We start from the raw sequence: 18,448 nt of genomic DNA, 5'->3' as shown, positions 1-18,448 counted from the left end.
TCCACCATGGCTGCGCCCAAAAAAAAGAAGAAGACCGCTCCCGGTCAGGAAAAGACATTCACTTTTACCTTTACCATGCCTGAAATCATCGGGCTGTGTGCCGGGGCTGTCGGTGCCCTGTGCGCCTTCTTTGTGCTGGGCATCCTGCTTGGACGTGGATACCAGCCAGAGAAAGACGTACCCGAAATAGCCATGATGCTGCCCAGCCAGTCGCATAACGGTTCCGGGGAAGTTAAAGGCGGAGTGCTTAAACCCGAAGAACTGGACTACATCGACCAGCTCAAGAAAAAACCGGAATCCGCAGTTCAGCCGCAGGAACAAAAGGCCGAGCCGAAAAAGGAAGTAGCCAAGAAGCCTGAAATAAAAGCTGAGCCCGTAAAGGCAGCAGCGACTGCAGTGAAAGGTGTGGAAAAGCCCGCCGCAGTTCAGCAGACAGAGCCTGAACCGCCGGTGGAAATCGATGATCCTGTTGAGGTTGATGAACCAAAATACAACTACATATATCAGGCCGCATCATTTGGTGATAACGCAAGGGCACAGGTCTTTGCAGACAAACTCACCGCCAGCGGCCTAAACTCCTACGTGGAAGCAGGAAAAGGCGGCAACCGTACATGGTACCGCGTCTTTGTCCGTCATACCGGGACACCGGATTCCACCAACGCAATGAAAAAAACGCTCGCCAAGTTCGGCATCAAAAAGCCGCTTTTGAAGAGCAAGAAAGCTATCTAATAAGAAAGCCCGGAAGTTCAAACTTCCGGGCTTTTTTAATACCTATTCCCTCCGGGGGCGCTACCGCGGGTCCCTCCGGGGTCTTAAAACCTTTTTGCTAAAAGGGTTCAAGACTCCCAAAAACTTTTAATAGGGCTTTGTTGGTTGCAGTTGCATAGCCGCTTTACCTACAAAAAGACCTTATAATCAGTTACCAGCACATCAGCCAGCCTCTTCGCCATTTCAATTGAAATTGACCGCTTACCATTCTCTATCTCAGAAATATGATGTTGCTTGATACTCAATTTTTCTGCCAGCTGCGCCTGTGTGAGTTCCTCACGCAAGCGCAAACCACGCAAAGTGACTCCCTTATGATGATCGGGAAAAACGTCATCAAAAGAATACAGTTCTTCGCCTTCTTCATTAACCTCACGCATGGGAATTTCTGAAAGCTCAAACAATCCCGTGAGGAGCTTATGGAGCTTGGCTGCATCCTTCTCCGGGACCCTAAGACAAAACTCAGCAATTCCTTTTGTAGTCTGCTTTTTCATGAGTTCCAACATAACGCACCTCGACTATCTTAACTGTCTGGTCCACGACCTTCCAAACCGCCACATAACGTGGTTTTCCCTTATTCAAATGGCAATGGTAACAATCCATTTTACCTTTAAGTTTTCCGTAATTCGGCCATGAAGACCTTACAGGCCCTGAAACTGAAATTTCATCCAAAAGTGCAACAAAAACAGATTGCATGTCTTCAGGTAATTTTGTTGCCTGCTTACGCACTTTTGCCGTTAACTTTATATCCCATGCCATACAAATAAAATACCTATATTTGGTATATTGTCAATTTCAAATAAACGGAACTAAAAACTTAGTCTCCCTTCCTTAGTAACGGCAACACGCCACGCGCAGTCACCGCTCCAATTACCACCAACCCGCCGATTATCGCCCATTTACCGGGGATTTCACCGTAGCCGACAGCCACTAGGATCGGGTTGAAGATCGGCTCAAGGGTCATGATCAGGATGGCTTCCAGCGCGCCAAGACGTTTGATGGCCCATGTATAAAGAGCGAGGGATATTCCCTGCTGAAAAATTCCGAGATAGATGAGCCCCATCCAGCTTTCGGCTGATGGCAGAGCACTGAACATAAAAGGCAGGCCGCAAAACACGGTCAGCACATGCCCCATGATCACGGACTCCACCGGGGATGCTGATTTCTGGGCCCGCATGCAGAGCGTAAAAATGGCGTAAGACATCCCGGTGACAACGGCGATTATATTTCCCCAGAGCCCGGTGGGAGAGAGTTTATCGACGAAAAACAAAACCATGCCACCCACAGTAACAGCGATGAAAATCCAATCGCTGCGGCTGGTTTTCTCCTTAAGAAACCACGGAGCCAGTAAAGCTACATATACCGGAGCAGTGTAAGCCAGAAGGATGGCATTGGCCGAGGTTGTCAGCTTGGTTGCAGCAACATTGGTAATCAAAAGACCGGCATACCCGACAGCAGCCCCAAGTTGAACGAGAGAGAATCCGAATTTCAAACGGCCCCGGAACAGGACTGCCAGCGTCAAGGCTGCAAGAGCACTGCGCACCCCGGTAATGGCCATGGGATTCCATTCCACCAGCTTGATAGCCAGCCCGCCGGAACTCCATATCAAGGCCGTCGCGGCCATAAGAAGAACTGCTTTGGTTTTATCGCTCAAACCGGACCTCCCTAAATTTCCATAAAATCTAAACTTGCACAGCCCTCATTGTCATCAATATAATGTCGTAAACAAAAAACGGCCGCCTCAAGTAAGAGACAGCCGTTAAAGAAACACAATCTTGAATCCGAAGCGGCGAAGCCCCGACAAAAGTTTTTGAAGAGTCCAGAGAATCTTTTTACAAAAAGTTCCTCTGGTCCCGCTGAAAGCGCCGCTGGAGGCATAATCCTTCCATCAAAAAGCGCGCTAGCGCATCTACAAACATTTTAAACAGCTTTCTGCACAGCATCGGCCTGCAAAAGCGACAGGCTGAAGATGAAAGCAGTACCCTGCCTGCGTCCTTTGGGCGGACACTGCACAGCTATCTCACCTCCGTGATTGGAGACGATATGCCTCGATATAGCCAGACCCAGCCCTGTGGAACCGAACTCATTACGGCGGAATTTTTCAACAGAATAAAAACGCTCGAATATGCGTGTCTGATCCGCAGTGGGAATCCCCGGTCCTTCATCAATTACGGAAAGCTGCAAACAACCATTTACAACTTCGTGCTCAACATAGATGGGATTGTCTTCAGGACCGTATTTGATAGCATTTTCCAGCAAATTCCTGAACAGCTGCATGAGCTGCCCTGAATCAGCTTCAACGCTGAAATCCCCTTTATCAAAACTGCGCTTGAGTTCCACATTACGCTTACCTGCAAGCCCGGAACAGGCTTCCCATGCTTCACGCAGGACATCACTGGGATCAATGGGCAGCAGGTCAACCTTCTCATGCCCACTTTCCAATCGGGACAGGTTGAGCAGATCATCCACAATCTTACACATGTGATTGGCATTCTTTTCAATGGTAGCCAGAAAATTCTTCTGCACATTTTCCGGCGGGGGAGGATCGGAAAGCAGGGTTTCGGCGTAACCTTTCACAGAGGTGAGCGGTGTCCGCAATTCATGGGAAACATTGGCTACGAAATCCTGACGCACGGTTTCCAAACGCTTGATCTCGCTGATGTCGTGAAAAACGGCAATAGCTCCCGGTCCCTGCCCCGGTTCCGAGGTATGCGGGGAGCGGACAATGTTTACGTCATAGACCCGTCCGTTGGGCAAAACGACCTGTACGGCTTTTGCCTCCGGTCCTTCCGGGGAAACCAGCTCCTGGCAGGCATCATAAAGATCAGGACTGGGAACAATTTCCAATGGAGTACGTCCTATATCATTCTGTATACCGGGAAAAACATCACTCAAGGCGCGGTTTACACTCTGAATACGGCAATTTCCATCCAGAACCATGACCCCGTCCCACATGCCGTTCAGCACGGCCTGAATCTTGTTTTTCTGCCCGGTAATAATACTGACATGATCATCAATGCGCTCCGCCATCCAGTTAATGGAATTAGCAAGAGGCAAAAACTCCTTGTCCGGAAATGTTCTGATCCTTCGCTTGTAATTACCCTGCCCCACCGCCTCAGCAGTGCGCACCATGGACTCAACAGAAGAAGTAAGCTGCATGGTCACAAAACGGATAACCCCGTAGCAGACCAAAGCAACAATAGGCAAAGCCCAGAAAAAGACCTTCAGGATCATTCCCATCCTTTCCTCAAGGCCACTCAGAGATTTATGGATTACCAGATACCCGGCCGGGGACAGCACTGATTTATCCACTTTGATAGCTGCCAGCATCTGTTCCCCATCCTGAGAATCATTAATTACGCTGACTCCGGGATTGCCATCCTTCGCATTGAGTATTTCCGCTTTATTCAAGGACAAATTATTACCAATAGACCATGCCGGGACAACTTCCACCTTGCCATCAACTGAGATGAACCCGACTTCAGTACCCAACATACCGGAGACAAACGAAACACGCCCTTTGATTTCGCTATCATAACTCTTGGAATATAATCGTTTGCTCAGCCTGATCTTTTCCAGAACACTGCTATGCGCATCTGCAACCAGATCCGCCTTCAATAAATGATAAGCAAAACCAAGAGGCAGACTGATGCAGATCGCAGCCGTTAAACAAACCGCAAGGAACAACTTGTTTTTAATTGAAAACTTGAGTTCTTTATTCATAATCAGTCGTCAATTCATATAGTTACAAAATAACATGCTGCAGACTTAACACAAAACCAGCACCCCAAGATGACTATCAGGTAAGGATTACTTTAAAAGGCGCAACAAAACCCTCCGGACGAACCGGAAAAGGGTAGCGCACTAAAAGTCACGAATTATGGGAAACTTAGGCGTTCTTGAAGCGATATCCAACGCCGCGAACTGTCTCAATATAGTCCGCATAGGGACCAAGCTTCTGACGCAATCTGCGGATGTGGGTATCAACTGTTCTGGAGTAACCTTCAAAATGGGTATCCCAAACAGTATCAAGCAGGTGATCGCGGGTGCGGACCTTGCCTTCATGCTGCAAAAGCTCGGAAAAGAGCTTAAACTCGGTGGCGGTAAGGGCCACAAGATCTCCATCGCACTCTACGGTGTGGGCTTCAAAATCCACGGACAGACCTTCACGACTCCATTTACCGGGGCGGCGCGGTTCGGGCACTTCAGTGCTTCGGCGCAGTACGGCTTTGACCCTGAGCACCAGCTCGCGGGGACTGAACGGCTTGACGATATAATCGTCCACACCAAGCTCAAGACCGACAACACGGTCAACTTCTTCGCCTTTAGCGGTAAGCATGACCACAGGGATGTGCTGGGTAGCGACTTCCTGTTTCAGCCTGCGACAGACTTCAAGGCCGTCAATACCGGGCAGCATGAGGTCCAGCAGGATCAGGTCCGGGTGTTCATTTCTCGCTTGGTCAAGGGCCTTATGCCCGTCCATGGCGGTTACAACCTCATAACCGGAAGAGGTCAGGTTGTATTTCAGCAACTCGATAGTATCATTATGGTCTTCCACGACCAGTATTTTTTCAACTGACACAATGTTCTCCTTTTGGTCGGACCTTACCTGTAACAATGGTACTAATTAAGGCGAAGCCGTTACAACTCTGTTAATTGTCAGATTCCGGCTCTTTTTCTTCCTTTGAGATGAAAAAATCATCCTCTACGTCCTGAAAACCATCCACCGCCCCGGTGAGGGTCTGCACGGTGTAGTTCAGGCTCGCGACCGTTCTGTTGAACTCTTCAAGATATTCAGTTGTGCCTGCTGCGGATTCACTAAGGTCACCCATGGCATCGCTGATCTGCTCCGCACTATCGGCCTGATCACCCATGGACCGGGAAACATCATTGAAGCGTGGATTAAGGACTCTGACCTGATCAACGATCAATCCAAGATCGGAACTCATTTTTTCAACTTCATCCACGCTGGAACGTACTTCCTGATTAAAGGTTTCCATTTCCATTACCCCGGAGCTGACCGCAGCCTGCATGTCGCGCACCATCAGCTCAATGTCTTCTGCCGCGATCACGGTCTGGTCAGCCAGTCTGCGCATTTCGCGGGCGACTACGGAGAATCCCTGCCCGAACTGTCCCGCCTTTTCAGCCTCAATGGCCGCATTGAGCGAGAGCAGGTTGGTCTGGTCGGCGATTCTGGCAATGGTTGTCACAATGTGATTAATCCTGCTGGCCTTTTCATTGATAGCGGCAAGACGTGAAGAAACACTGTCAGTGGAATCCACCAACTTGATAAGGGATTGCTCGCGCTGCGCGATATTACCTTGCAGGGCTTCGGCCATGTGGGCTGATTCGCTAGCAGATTCAGCCACATCTGACATCACTTCCACCAGATCTTTGGAAGTTTTACTGATCAGCCTGCTGGTGGCGGTCACTTCATTGGTGGAAGCTGCCTGCCTGTTTACAGCAGCGTCGATATGTTCGGCAGTGGACCTGATTTTGTTTCCGGCAACAGAGACATTGTCACCGGAAGTCCGAACCTCGCCGATGAGATCAGAAAGACCGGAAACCATAGTCTCAAAAGAAGTTACGAGATTACCTATTTCGTTACCCGGACGGATAATCCTTCCGGCAAAAAATTTACCTTCAGCCTGATTTTTCATCTTGCGAATAGCAACACTACCGCTTTTCAAATCCCCTGCGGCGACATGCTTGGCAATTCCGGTTATCTGCGAAACAGGTCTGAAAATAAGGTTCAGACCGAAAAGCAGAAAACTGAGGGTCACGGCAATAAAGACAAAACCCATGAAGACAACTGCGCCGATAGCCTGATTAGACGCCGCATCCATCGCCGCCAGCGGAATAGCGGAAATCATGGCACATTCAATACGGCCCGGTTTACGGAAATAACCCATGTCATCCTGCACCGGATATCTGCTCTTCATGGATGGCGGGGCATCCTTGGGATCACCGTGGCAGACCATACAGGAAGGCTTGTTTAACTCACCTTCGGCAACAATGTAAGATTCTATCCCGTTGATGATACGGGTTTCCCCGATGAACGGCTTCTTGCCTTCCCGGGCCATGGTGTCCAGCTCTTCAATAATCCGTGCTTCATCACTGGTCGCCAGGTTTTTGAGATTGCGGGGCTTGGTGGAAGCTGTTTTAAATGTCAGCTCATGCCGATACTGGTCGGGAATACGGTTGAAGACACCGTTAGCCGTAAAGGAAGTTGACTGCAACTCGGTAACAAACATATTTTCCGGCAACATCTCAGTAGCCTTGGGACGGATCACAGCCCCGGTATGCTTGCGGACCGCCTTCATGGTGTGAAGCATGATTTCGGCCTTGGACCGGTACTGGTCCATCAATGTTTCGCGGGCATAGTCTGAAACCAACCACATGATGGCCACAGTCAGGGCGATGCAAAAAACCACACACCCGGTTATGAACTGTTTACGGATACTCATTCTCAGTCCTCTTTATTCCCGATTAACGGCAGGAATCCGCTTTAGGCAAAAACAAATTCCACCATGGAAAAATCATCTTCATAAAGCTCACCGCCCTGCAGTTCGCGAGTATAGGCTATAAGCTGGTCAATGGGCTCACCGAGTTCGCCGCCGGTACTTTTCATGAACCCGGAGTACTCTTCAAACTCCCACATCTTACCGTCTGAAACTTTCTTCAACTCGTAAACACCGTCACTGTATAAAAAGAAACGTGCTCCCGGCTCTACGGTCACACTATCGCTGGTGTAAGTCATGTCCGGCATACCGCCCACAATCATACCCGGAGTACGCAGCTGCTGTGTTTCACCGTCAACGATGAGCAGAGCCGGGGGATGTCCGCCGCTGGAATAGGTCAAAGTACGGTCGGATTTACGGTAAACCCCGTACCACATTGTAAAATAAAGGTTGTTCTGCTGGTCCATCTGGAACGAATCATTCAAGGATTTAAGGACCATGTCCGGCTTAAGAAAATCTGTATCCGGCAGTGTCTGGGAACGGAGCACGTTCATTGCCGAGACTGAAAGCAAAGCCGAACCGACCCCGTGATCACAGACGTCGAGCAGGTACATGGCGAAATGATCATCATCGAGCCAGTGGTAACCGAAAGAATCTCCGCCCAGAGAAGCTGAAGGAATAAACCGCCAGTCGGCCTGAATATCCCCTTCCTTAACCGGTTCCGGAAGGAGGGAAGTAACGTAATCAGCGGCAACAGCAAGCTCCTTGCGCATCTCATCCCTGCTTTTACGCAACTGCTCATAAGCCTCGTTCCTTTGCAGCAGGTTGATGTAACCTTTGGAGTGGTAGCGGATGCGGGCCAACAGTTCGATACGGTCCGGCAATTTGACCAGATAATCGTTAGCTCCGTTGGCAAAGGCCTCGGCCTTGGTGGTGGCCTCTTCCTTAGTGGAAAGCACGATCAGGGGGATATCCTTGAGCTTGGAGTTGACGCGCATGAATTTAACCATGGTCATGCCGTCAATATCAGGCATGACAAGATCCTGCAGGATCACTGTGGGCATCAACTCCTCGGCTGTGGGGATGGCCTTGGTCGGGTCGCTCACAAAATGGAAATCAATGTCATCTTCTCCTGCCAGCATGCGCCGCACGGCTTCCCCTACCATAGGCTGGTCATCTATAAGCAGAACATTGATCTTATGTTCAGTAAGCAACTGTTCTTTGACTTCGGTCATCTTCCTAACTCCTGAAACTTTTTTTAAAATGCCTTACAAGAAAATTGGGAATCTCCTCAATGGAGCGGACCTCACGCGCAGCACCCATTTTCACTGCCGCACCGGGCATGCCCCAAACCACGCTGGACTCCTTGTCCTGTGCCACAGTCATCCAACCGGAATTCCTGAGTTCCAGCATGCCCCTTGCACCGTCCGCTCCCATCCCGGTCAGCAACAACGCCGCCGAGTTGGAAGGAAAACCTGCGCAGCAAAGACTGTCAAAAAGGACATCAACTGAAGGTACGTAAAGATTCTCTCCGGGACCGTTGGTCAGCTCCACAGAGCCTCCGTGGGTCATGCGCATATGTCGGTCACCCGGTGCGATGACGACCATCCCCGGCTTCAGGATCTCCCCGGAACGGGCCAATCTCACTTTAAGCTCAGTCTGGCTGTCCAGCCACTGGGCCAGATTTTCGGAAAAATGACCATCCACATGCTGGGCAATGGCAATAGCAGCCGGAAAATCGGCAGGTAAAGCTCCCAAAAGAGAAGCCAATGCTGAAGGCCCCCCGGTGGAACTACCGATGGCCAGCAGCGGCGGGACTTCCCGCACTCTAGGCACGGGCTTCACTACTTCACGAATCCTGCTGCCACCCTGCAGCTTACCGATCACGGAAATTTTTGAGAGAAGATCCTCTCCGCCTTCAATCTCGCCGGTGGCATTAAGAACCGGAGTTGTTACCACATCCAACGCCCCGGCCCCCATTGCTTCGAAAACTTTGGTAGAATTACCCTCAATGCTGGATGTAACGATCAGGACCGGACAAGGGCATTTCTTCATTATGCCTTCTGTGGCCCCGGCTCCATCCAATACAGGCATGACCAGATCCATGAGCACAATGTCCGGCACGTTGGCGGAACATTTTTCTATACTCTTAGACCCGTTATGGGCAATCCAGACTACTTCATGCCCGGCGGAAGTAACCACCTTTTTGAGCACGTCCACTGCCGCAGCCTGATCATTTACAATTCCTATTCTCATTTTCCGGCCCCGCCTATAAGATCTTCAACAGCTGAAAGCAGGGTTTCATCATGAAAACTGCTCTTGGTTAGATAGTAGTCTGCTCCCGCTTCAAGACCGCGCAGCTTGTCTTCCTTGCGGTCCTTGTAGGAAACCATCATCACCGGAATGGATTTCAAATCAGGGTCATCCTTGATCCTGCGGGTCAACTCAAGACCGTTCATTCGCGGCATATCAACGTCCGTAACCACAAGATCATACTGCCCTGAAATAACCGCGTTAAGCCCATCCTGCCCATCCACAGCCGTATCAACATCATAACCGTGGTTTGCCAGCAGCTTGCGCTCAACCTCACGCACAGTAAGCGAATCATCGACCACCAGAATCTTCTGCACCGGACCGCTCACAGCGGATTCCATGCCCACCTTACTCAGCCTGCCGCCGGAAAGGAGATTATCAATGGAACGCACCAGATCCTCGGCATCCAGAATCAACACCGGGGAACCGTCAGGCATCATGGCAACGGAGTTAACATCCGGGACTTTGCCCAGACGGTGATCGAGCGGACGGACCACAAGGTCCTGCTCACCAAGAAAATCATCTACAACCAGACCGTATCTGTTCATGCGGTCGCTGATGACCACAACCTTGAGTCCGGTTTCATCGCCGGCTCTTGCGGTAACACCCAGAATCTGGGCAGCGGGAACCAGTCCCACATTTGCTCCGTCCAAAGACACATACTGGCGGTCCTCGGCCAGTTGCAGCTGTTCGGGAAGAATTGCGGCAATGCGGCTGATGCGGCTTAAAGGAATGGCGTAGGGCTGATCAGCTATTTTCACCAGCAGGGTGCGGATTACCGAGAGGGTCAGCGGAAGCTGCATGGAGAAAGACATGCCCTGTCCGGGTTCGGATTCAGCACGCACTGTGCCCCCTACTTCCTGAACCATGGCATGAACAACATCCAGCCCGACCCCGCGACCGGAGATTTCCGTAACCTTTCCAGCGGTGGAAAAACCGGGCAGAAACAGGAACTCCATCAGCTCCGCACGGCTCATCTCCTCAGCCATGCGTGCCGGGGCCAGCTTACGCTCCACAACCTTGGCCCGAATTCTTTCCGGGTCCAGTCCCTGACCGTCATCCCGCACTTCGATAAAAAGCATCCCGGCCCGGTGTCCGGCAGTGACTTTGACGGTTCCGGTGGACGTCTTTCCGGCGGCAATGCGCTCATCAGGCATCTCAATACCGTGGTCTACCGAATTTCGGATCAAATGGTTGAGTGGAGCTTCCAGCTTATCCAGAATATCGCGATCTACCGAGGTGCTTTCACCTTCTATGACAAAATCAACTTCCTTGCCCAGTGAGCGGGCCAGATCTCGGACCAGACGGGGAAAACCAAGTCCTCCGTCAGAAAAAGGCCGCATTCGGCTGGCGATAACCTCATGGTACAACCTGCCGGAAACATTATCCGTGCGGCGACGGAAAAGATCGAATTCGTTGATATGCTTGACCAGACGTACCTGACAATCCGTCAACGCATCCTTGAGTTGGTCGACCACATCCTCTGCTGTTTCGCCATGACGGACACGTTCGCAGGATTCTTCCAGAATCTTCATCAAATCCCGTTGTCCGGCCTTCAAACGCAAAAGTGATGAGGCAAATTCACCCAGCCTACCGGATTCCACAAGACTTTCCCCGGCAAGGGCCATAAGCCTGTTCAGGTTTCCAGCGGAAACACGGACCACGGAATCCTCTGGAGCACGCACTCCCTGAGACGGGGCGGGGCTTTCCTTGGCTGCTTTAGGAGCAGCAGCAACGGTGGCAGCCCCCTCTTGTGCCTGTTCGGCCTGCGGTTCCACAGAGCCTTGCGGCGCAGATTCAAGAACAGGTTCATTCACATCCAAAGCGGAAGGTGGAATTCCATGCGGACAGACTGCAGAACATACTTCAGCCGCAGCAGCTTCATCCCCACGCAATGCATTTTCCATAAGATCCATAAGCGGCTTGCGCTCGCTCAAAAATCCCTGAATGGCATCGGTCTCCAGTTTTGAAACATCGCTATAAATATCAGTGGCCGCAAGGAGCATATCGATCTGATCGGAATCAAGGACTATCTGTCCCTTCTGGCTGGCAACAAGCAGGTCTTCCATGGCGTGGGCAAGGGCCACGGCATCGTTCAGGCCCACAATACGGGCCGCACCTTTCATGGAATGCGCCGCACGCATGAGCGGTTCCACTTTATCGGGAGACTGGTCTTTCTCCAGCTCCAGCAGTCCGGTATTCAGGGCCTGCGCATGGCTCTCGGCTTCCATGCGGAAGAGATCAAGCATGGAAAGATCGGCAAGGGGAATATCTTCATTGAGGACGGACTCAGCTTCTGCTGCTACTGGATCTTCTGCTGCCGCCTCTTCCACTACAGGCTCATCCGATACAGGATCTTCAACAGGCTCACCGGACTCTATGCGCTCCAGCAGGGATTTGAATTCGTCAGTTCTTTCTTCGAGCCAGCCGTCCATCTCTGAGGCTTCAACTTCACCCAGCCCATGCATGAAACGCACGCCTTCCAACAAGGCTTCAATCACAGGCAGCACAAGCAGAACACCGGAACCGGAACAATGATCCAGCACGGTTTCTATGGATTCCGAAAGGTCGACCGCCTCCTGCAGTCCCACGATCTTACCCGCACCTTTCAACGCGTGGGTAGCATGGATAAGAGGCTGAACTTTTTCAGGGGAAACATCTTCAGCCAGTCCGGGAATGGATTCTTCCAGCACCCGGGTATGCTTCTCCGCCTCCATGCGAAATAGTTCCAGCATGGAATTATCTGTCCGGCTGTTGCCCATAATCTCCGCCTTACTTGATGATGCGGTTAAAAGCCTCGAAAAGAAGCTCGTCTTCCAGCAATGAAATTCGTTTATCGTCAATCTCAAACAAACCGCGTGTGTATGCGGCCGGAGACTTGGCAACCGTTGCCGGGGTATCCATCAGCACATCCGGGGAATAATGGTGAACCCCGAAAACTTCGTCCACCCCGAAAATCCAGCGACCGAAGCCACGGTCCACGCAGATAAACCTGCTGTAAACCCTGAACCCCTTTTCCTCGTCACTCAAATACTCTTCATCAAGACCAAGCAATTCCCGCACTGAAACAACAGGTATGATCTGCCCCTGCAGACTGGTAAGCCCCCGGAACATCCTACTGTTCCGATGAGGAACCGGGCGCACAGTGCGTTTTTCCAACACCGAAACAAAAACCTGCGATGAAAGAGCCAGCCATTCCCTTGAGATCCTGAAAACAACTGCACCGGAGGTTTCTGCCTGCTCCTCTTCCTTCACGATAGATACGGATTCGGTATTCTCGTCCAGATACCCTTCGGGCGGTTCACGATCCAGAAGAGACAACCCGGCACTTGTAAAATTCGGACAATAGTAACAGTGGGACCAGCGCTCAAGTTCAGGGCAGGACCTGTCACCGGCGTATCCAATTGTATTCCAGCAGGATTCAAGCATTATCCGGCCTCATTTCGTTTTTCAGCCCGGCGGGCCCTGTTGCGCATAATTTCAGCCTTACGCAGATCCCCCCTGTTTTCCAGCAACAGGGCAAGATGCACCAGCGATTCCATGTGGTCCGGCTCAAGATACAGGGCCTTGCCATAACATTCCTCAGCCATAGAAATATTTCCCCCGGCCTCATGCAGTAACCCGCTGAGATGAAAAAGTTCCGGGTCCGGCCCGGCATCATGCAGAAGCCCGTCACACATATTCAACGCTTCAACAATTCTGCCCCGGTCAGCCAGCTTTTTAATATCATTCACTGAAAGTCCGTCCGGTTCTTTCAGCACCCCCGGATCTTCTTTCACAGCAACAGAAAACTTAGACTCTTTGCACGGTGGCAGCCCGGAACGGTACAAATCCGTCTGAACGGCAGCAGGTTTGAATGTGCTTTCCGTTGCAGGCCGTCTGTTCGTGACCACTCCAGCTTCCGGCATGCAATCTTTTCGGGGACAGATTGGATTCCGCAGAAGCGCAGCAACCTTTCGCTTACCCTTGCGCAATGCGAATGTGCCCTGTTTCCTGACCGGGGTGAACCAATCATTAAAGAGGGGCAGAATCTCGGCATGGCCCACAAAAAGCAATCCATCGTCCTTCAACTTTTCACTGAGCAGGGAAGCCAGACACCTTCGTGCACCATCATCCAGATATATCAATAGATTGCGGCAAAAGATAACATCGTACCGTCCCTGCGGCAGGCAGCCCTCAACAAGATTACCGGAAAAGAAGCGGACCGCATCCCGGACATCGCGATTCAATTTACGCCCCTGACTACATTTGCTGAAACATCTTTCAGCATAAAACGGCAGCTGCGTACGGAATGAATTCTCCTGAAAGATTGCCGCTCTGGCCTTGTGCAAAGCCCTTTCGCTGATATCCACCCCGTCCACTCGAAAATCCTTCAATCCCGCACCCATAAGGGTCATGGCAATGGAATACGGTTCTTCCCCGGTGGAGCATGGCGCACTGAGAACCCTGAATTCTCTGTCATTCCGTCCCGCTGACATTTCAAACAGCAAGTCAAAAGGCTTTCCGTCCCTGAAGAACCATGTTTCCGGAACAACAATTTCCTCAACCAGTTCAGAAAGCTCTTTTTCACTGGAACGCAGCAGGGCAAGATACTCTTTTTCAGTGCACCCAGTCTCACGCATCCGCGCCTTCAAAGCCAGCCTGATGCCGGAACTGGACAACGAATCAGGCGCCAGCCCGACCGCGCGGTTGAGGATTTTTTGAAACGGAGCAAGATTCATCGGTTACTCCTGCCCTCCTGAAAGACCGTCTCCAGCTTCCTTGGGAAAAAGCACCGTGCGCAACTCTTCGGTAAGCAGCTTGTACGGCTTCAGAAGCTGCAGCATGTTTCCATTGATGCGGGCAACCCTGCCCAACCATGGCGCATCCGGGATTTCCAACCCGGGATCTTCAAAATCTGAATCAGCAACTTTGAGGGTCTCGGTGATATTTTCTGCCAGCAGACCCAGAAAGTGCTCTTCGCGCTTTGCACCTTCATCAAGATCAGCAAGATCTATGATTACAATACGGGTGGACATGCGAGACACACAGGGAAGATCCATGGCCAGCATGGAAAGATCCACAACCGGAGTAACCTTGCCCCGGTAGTTAAAAAGTCCTTTCACGTAATCTGGTGAACGGGGCAATTCCTTACACACTGTTGGCGGAACAACCTCAGCCACAGTGCGTGCCTCCAGCCCGTAAACGTATTCACCTATCCTGAAAGTAAGCACCAGCATCGTTATTCACTCACCTTGAAACGGGAAACTTCGCTGCGTAAACCCTGCACAGCTTCATTCAGCTGCGAGGTAGCCCGGTTGAATTCTGAAAGGGCATCGGAAGTATCGGAAGCGGTATCTGAAAGCTGGGACATGGCTTCACTGATCTGCCCTGCTCCTTCAGCCTGTGCGCTCATACCGTCATTCACCTGCTCGATGCGCGGGTTAAGTTCCCGGACCCCGGTCATGATACCTTCCAGCTTCTTGCCCAGCTTACCCGCTTTATCTGCGCCGAAACGGACATCAGAAGCAAACTTCTCCATCTCGTCCACGCCGGAATCAACGGAGCTGCGCATGTTGCTGATCATATCCTCAATTTCAAGCGCAGCAACGGAAGTCTGGTCTGCAAGACGCCTGATTTCTGCTGCAACCACAGAGAAGCCCTGCCCGAACTTCCCGGCCTTTTCAGCTTCAATGGCGGCATTCAGGGAAAGCAGGTTGGTACGGTCTGCCACTTTGGTGATGGTATTAACGATGCCTTCAATGGAGTTGGCCCGGTCATTTATTTCATCCAGCTTGCCGGTAATGGACACGGTGGCCGAGCTGAGTTCATCCATTATTCTGATCATGGTCTTCAGGCCGTCCTGCCCTTCTGTGGCTAAACTGTTCATGTTGGATGCGGAGTCATTCACGTAGTGCATGGCTCCGGCCAGTTCGCCGGAGTTGGCAGAAATTTCGGCACTGGTAGCACTGATCTGGGTGGTGGCAGCGGCCTGCTGGTTAACGGTGACTTCCAGCTGGCGGGCCGAAGCAGCAATTTCAGTTGAAGACGTAGTCACCTGAATACCGGAGCGCTGCACCTGACCAATGAGGGAATAGAGGGCCTCAACCATTCCTTTGACCGCAAGATAAAGCTGTCCGGTCTCATCAAGAACTTCAGGGTTATCCGCATGCTTGATGGCTTTACGGGCATTGGGACAATGCTCTTCCACTCCGGTAAGACTTTCCCGGGCAGTATAAACATCTCCGGAGGCAATGACCTTGACCAGCTCAACCATATGGCTGACCGGTTCGGCAATAAGCCCGCTGGCATAGAAAGACACGGCAAGAGTAATCGCCAGCAGCACCATTCCGGTGATAAGCAGCCATTCGACCAGATAGTCCAGAACCCCGGTCAAACGGTCGGAAATACCCTGATATTCATCAAGGTAAACCCCGGCTCCGATAACCCATCCCCAAGGCTTGAAATATGTAAATACGGAAAGTTTGTCCCGCCCGCTGTCGTCAGGTCCAGTCTTCCAAAGATAGGTTTTGCTGTTAAGCTTGCCTTCGCCTGCATCCATTGACTGGTTGATAAGGTCTTCGACAAAACCTTTCTTATCGCCGACAGAATCTACAAAAACTCCGTCATTCTTTGCCGAATTGGAAACAATATAGCGGCCCCTGTCTTCTCCGCTGGTTCCGATAACCCAGATATACCCGGTCTTGCCGATGGAAGTTTTAAGCATGGATTTTTTCAACACATCGACGATGTCGTCATGCATATAAACTGCGACCATTCCGGTCACATAACCATCCTGGTCGCGCAGGGGGACATAGATCGTAAACCGGGTTCCATCATCCGGACGCTCATATTTTTCAGTATTGCGTCCGGACAGAACATCATCAATGGCCGATTCAACCTGTCCGTCATCACCTAGAGAATAAAAGATATCTCCCAGCTTCCAATTGCCTTTACCGCTCCCGACAGTGGTGTCTACCACCAGCATGTCACCTTCGGGGTTGATCCGCTGAAAGATGGTGCAGTAAGCACCGGAAATACGGGTAGCCTCAACCAGCATAGGCAATGGTTTACCTTTACGCTGGGCATAGGTAAGTCTGTTGCCGCCGATGCTCAGTACAGGCAGGGTAATATCGCTCTTTTCAGCTGAACGAAGGTTGTTGACCGGCCAATCCGTAACGTTTTTCTGAATCATCACCCGGCCTTCATCTGCAAGCAGAGCCTCAAGAGCCATGGATGCCCTTCTGGTCTCAGCAACCAGCAACTGGTCGGCTGTGCGGCATTCCTCGTACAGATCTGCAGCCAACTGGGAAACATGAGATTCAATAAGAGAGTTTACCTCATCCTTCATGCAGAGCTGCAAACGGTCTTCAAGGACATCGGTAATGAGAAACATGACCACAATAGGAATAATTGCGGCCCCGCAGGCAATGGCGATTATCTTTCTTCTGAGGGAAAAACGCATCGAATACATCCCGGCACTTCCACCCGGCAGACGGAAGCACCCTTTATTACAGATTAAGCGGATTAAAGCATAACAGAGTGCAGATATTCTGACACCCGTCCCTCTCTTGTATTTATTTTATATGATTAAATCAATGACCGTAGGAATTTTGGAGCATTTCCAAAAATATATGAGTTTTTGTGTAAAGAGATTGGCCCGGACTGCCGATAGCAAAAGTATGAACAGGCGGACAAATTTATGCCCAGCCGATGCCCACTCACGGAGGAGTGTATGTATTATCACGGATTTGATAATAAAGCAGCGTCAGCAACAAAGTACTGGACCAACAAAGATGACGAGCTTGTCTCGGTATTATTTGCAAAAATAATCAACAAGACAGTTAACACACAGGAAGCCTGCCCGGAACAGGACCACCTTGTGGACCAGATGGTCAACAATCTTTTCGACCTCTGCTTCTACATTAATAAAGACGTCCACGACTGCTGATACATTTTTCAGAGACCAGTACGTCCGGCTTTAACACCGAAAACGAACTGAGGCTGAACAAAAAAATCCCCGGCAGTTTTAAACTGCCGGGGATTTTTTTGAGATGCTGCCTTATTGGGCGTCTGCTAGCTGACCTGTGCGAGGCGGGGTGCATTCTTAGCTTTTTCTTCTTCCGCTCTCTTACGCAGGTAGTGAACCATGGTCAGGATTGCGGTGATTGCTTCGAAGCCTTCCTGCTCTACGGAATCAACCAGTTCATCAGAAGGATCGGACTGCAGTGCGCTCTTGAGAGCTTTGGAGTATCTGCCGAAACCGTCCATGAGATCAAGAGCCATGTAGTTGGCTTCATCAGGATCTTCAGGATTGATGTCCATGGGAACCAGAACATAGCCCATGATATTGGCAAGTCTGGTCAGGGGACGGATGCTGCCGGTTGCTTTCATGATGGGAATCAGTTCTTCTACACCAACTTTAGCGCCTTTGTCTTCGGGGTTGATTTCGCGAAGAAGGGTGGGGTAGGGTTTGTTGATTTCGGTTGCCACATCACGCGCGGGCTTGTCGTTTTTGAGTACAACATCCTGCAACAGTTTGGTCAGTTCATTATTTGCCATTTTTTATCTCTCCCTTGGTTCATTATTTTTTGATTATAATTAATCTTAATAACAAGCTAATTTCATGCCAGTTTATTATGTAATAACAGACACACATATAATCTTTTGTTTACAGACACTTAGTTTAAAAGAGCCTTCTGACGAAAGGCTCGCAATCGCACAAAGCAGGACTTTTTACTAAAAAACAGTAATATTAATTATCCTACTAATCATTGCTGCTGCGGAAAGAAGGCTATACAAGGAATACTTCTCCCTTGCAAGGGCTGTTTCAGCCAATATTTCAATTTACACGAAAATGGTAGGCTATTACCCAAAAACCAAAAAAGAGCGCCGCAAAAAAAGAGACGCCCTTTCCAAATGAAAAAAGA

Annotated in this window: 16 protein-coding genes; 2 read left to right on the top strand and 14 right to left on the bottom strand. The window is 50.6% G+C overall.

The window, feature by feature from the left end:
* Positions 1-6: 6 nt before the first annotated feature.
* On the top strand, positions 7-729 hold the full coding sequence (locus ACNI29_RS08105; RefSeq protein WP_419781696.1) for an SPOR domain-containing protein: 723 nt from the start codon (positions 7-9) through the stop codon (positions 727-729).
* 167 nt (positions 730-896) lie between these two features.
* On the opposite strand, the gene ACNI29_RS08100 is transcribed toward ACNI29_RS08105, so the two are convergent.
* The 13 genes from ACNI29_RS08100 to ACNI29_RS08040 all read right to left on the bottom strand — a co-directional run bounded on the left by ACNI29_RS08100 (position 897) and on the right by ACNI29_RS08040 (position 16,983).
* The gene (locus tag ACNI29_RS08100; RefSeq protein ID WP_419781695.1) at positions 897-1,271 is read right to left on the bottom strand and encodes a helix-turn-helix transcriptional regulator; all 375 of its coding nucleotides are present in this window, start codon (positions 1,269-1,271) and stop codon (positions 897-899) included.
* The gene (locus tag ACNI29_RS08095; protein WP_419781694.1) at positions 1,228-1,524 is read right to left on the bottom strand and encodes a type II toxin-antitoxin system RelE family toxin; all 297 of its coding nucleotides are present in this window, start codon (positions 1,522-1,524) and stop codon (positions 1,228-1,230) included. Before ACNI29_RS08095 ends, ACNI29_RS08100 begins: the two co-directional genes overlap by 44 nt.
* Before the next feature lie 58 nt (positions 1,525-1,582).
* Complete coding sequence (locus ACNI29_RS08090; RefSeq protein ID WP_419781693.1) at positions 1,583-2,419, bottom strand: DMT family transporter; 837 nt, start codon at positions 2,417-2,419, stop codon at positions 1,583-1,585.
* A 266-nt stretch (positions 2,420-2,685) separates the two neighbouring features.
* Complete coding sequence (locus tag ACNI29_RS08085; RefSeq protein ID WP_419781692.1) at positions 2,686-4,488, bottom strand: ATP-binding protein; 1,803 nt, start codon at positions 4,486-4,488, stop codon at positions 2,686-2,688.
* A 166-nt stretch (positions 4,489-4,654) separates the two neighbouring features.
* A complete protein-coding gene (locus ACNI29_RS08080) occupies positions 4,655-5,347 on the bottom strand; it encodes a response regulator (RefSeq protein ID WP_419781691.1) in 693 nt (230 codons plus the stop codon).
* Positions 5,348-5,417: 70 nt separating this feature from the next.
* Positions 5,418-7,232 (bottom strand): methyl-accepting chemotaxis protein, encoded by a 1,815-nt coding sequence (locus ACNI29_RS08075; RefSeq protein WP_419781690.1) that lies wholly within the window; start codon positions 7,230-7,232, stop codon positions 5,418-5,420.
* A 41-nt stretch (positions 7,233-7,273) separates the two neighbouring features.
* Positions 7,274-8,461 carry a SpoIIE family protein phosphatase gene (locus tag ACNI29_RS08070; RefSeq protein WP_419781689.1) on the bottom strand — a complete coding sequence of 396 codons (1,188 nt, stop codon included), beginning with the start codon at positions 8,459-8,461 and terminating at the stop codon, positions 7,274-7,276.
* A 4-nt stretch (positions 8,462-8,465) separates the two neighbouring features.
* On the bottom strand, positions 8,466-9,482 hold the full coding sequence (locus ACNI29_RS08065; RefSeq protein WP_419781688.1) for a chemotaxis response regulator protein-glutamate methylesterase: 1,017 nt from the start codon (positions 9,480-9,482) through the stop codon (positions 8,466-8,468).
* The gene (locus tag ACNI29_RS08060) at positions 9,479-12,301 is read right to left on the bottom strand and encodes a response regulator (RefSeq protein WP_419781687.1); all 2,823 of its coding nucleotides are present in this window, start codon (positions 12,299-12,301) and stop codon (positions 9,479-9,481) included. Before ACNI29_RS08060 ends, ACNI29_RS08065 begins: the two co-directional genes overlap by 4 nt.
* Before the next feature lie 10 nt (positions 12,302-12,311).
* Positions 12,312-12,968 carry a chemotaxis protein CheW gene (locus ACNI29_RS08055; RefSeq protein WP_419781686.1) on the bottom strand — a complete coding sequence of 219 codons (657 nt, stop codon included), beginning with the start codon at positions 12,966-12,968 and terminating at the stop codon, positions 12,312-12,314.
* Positions 12,968-14,260, bottom strand: a complete 1,293-nt coding sequence (locus ACNI29_RS08050) for a CheR family methyltransferase (RefSeq protein WP_419781685.1) — start codon at positions 14,258-14,260, stop codon at positions 12,968-12,970. The genes ACNI29_RS08055 and ACNI29_RS08050 overlap by 1 nt, the downstream gene beginning before the upstream one ends.
* Before the next feature lie 3 nt (positions 14,261-14,263).
* Complete coding sequence (locus tag ACNI29_RS08045; protein WP_419781684.1) at positions 14,264-14,758, bottom strand: chemotaxis protein CheW; 495 nt, start codon at positions 14,756-14,758, stop codon at positions 14,264-14,266.
* Between the two features lie 2 nt (positions 14,759-14,760).
* On the bottom strand, positions 14,761-16,983 hold the full coding sequence (locus ACNI29_RS08040; RefSeq protein WP_419781683.1) for a methyl-accepting chemotaxis protein: 2,223 nt from the start codon (positions 16,981-16,983) through the stop codon (positions 14,761-14,763).
* 270 nt (positions 16,984-17,253) lie between these two features.
* Between ACNI29_RS08040 and ACNI29_RS08035 the strand changes: the two genes are divergently transcribed.
* The gene (locus ACNI29_RS08035; RefSeq protein ID WP_419781682.1) at positions 17,254-17,469 is read left to right on the top strand and encodes a hypothetical protein; all 216 of its coding nucleotides are present in this window, start codon (positions 17,254-17,256) and stop codon (positions 17,467-17,469) included.
* Positions 17,470-17,594: 125 nt separating this feature from the next.
* On the opposite strand, the gene ACNI29_RS08030 is transcribed toward ACNI29_RS08035, so the two are convergent.
* Positions 17,595-18,080 carry a phage regulatory CII family protein gene (locus ACNI29_RS08030; protein ID WP_419781681.1) on the bottom strand — a complete coding sequence of 162 codons (486 nt, stop codon included), beginning with the start codon at positions 18,078-18,080 and terminating at the stop codon, positions 17,595-17,597.
* Positions 18,081-18,448 lie beyond the last annotated feature (368 nt).

Source organism: Maridesulfovibrio spiralis (SeqCode) (assembly GCF_048571135.1).
GTDB classification, from domain to species: Bacteria; Desulfobacterota; Desulfovibrionia; order Desulfovibrionales; family Desulfovibrionaceae; genus Maridesulfovibrio; species Maridesulfovibrio spiralis.
This window is presented reverse-complemented; position numbering and strand designations above follow the sequence as displayed.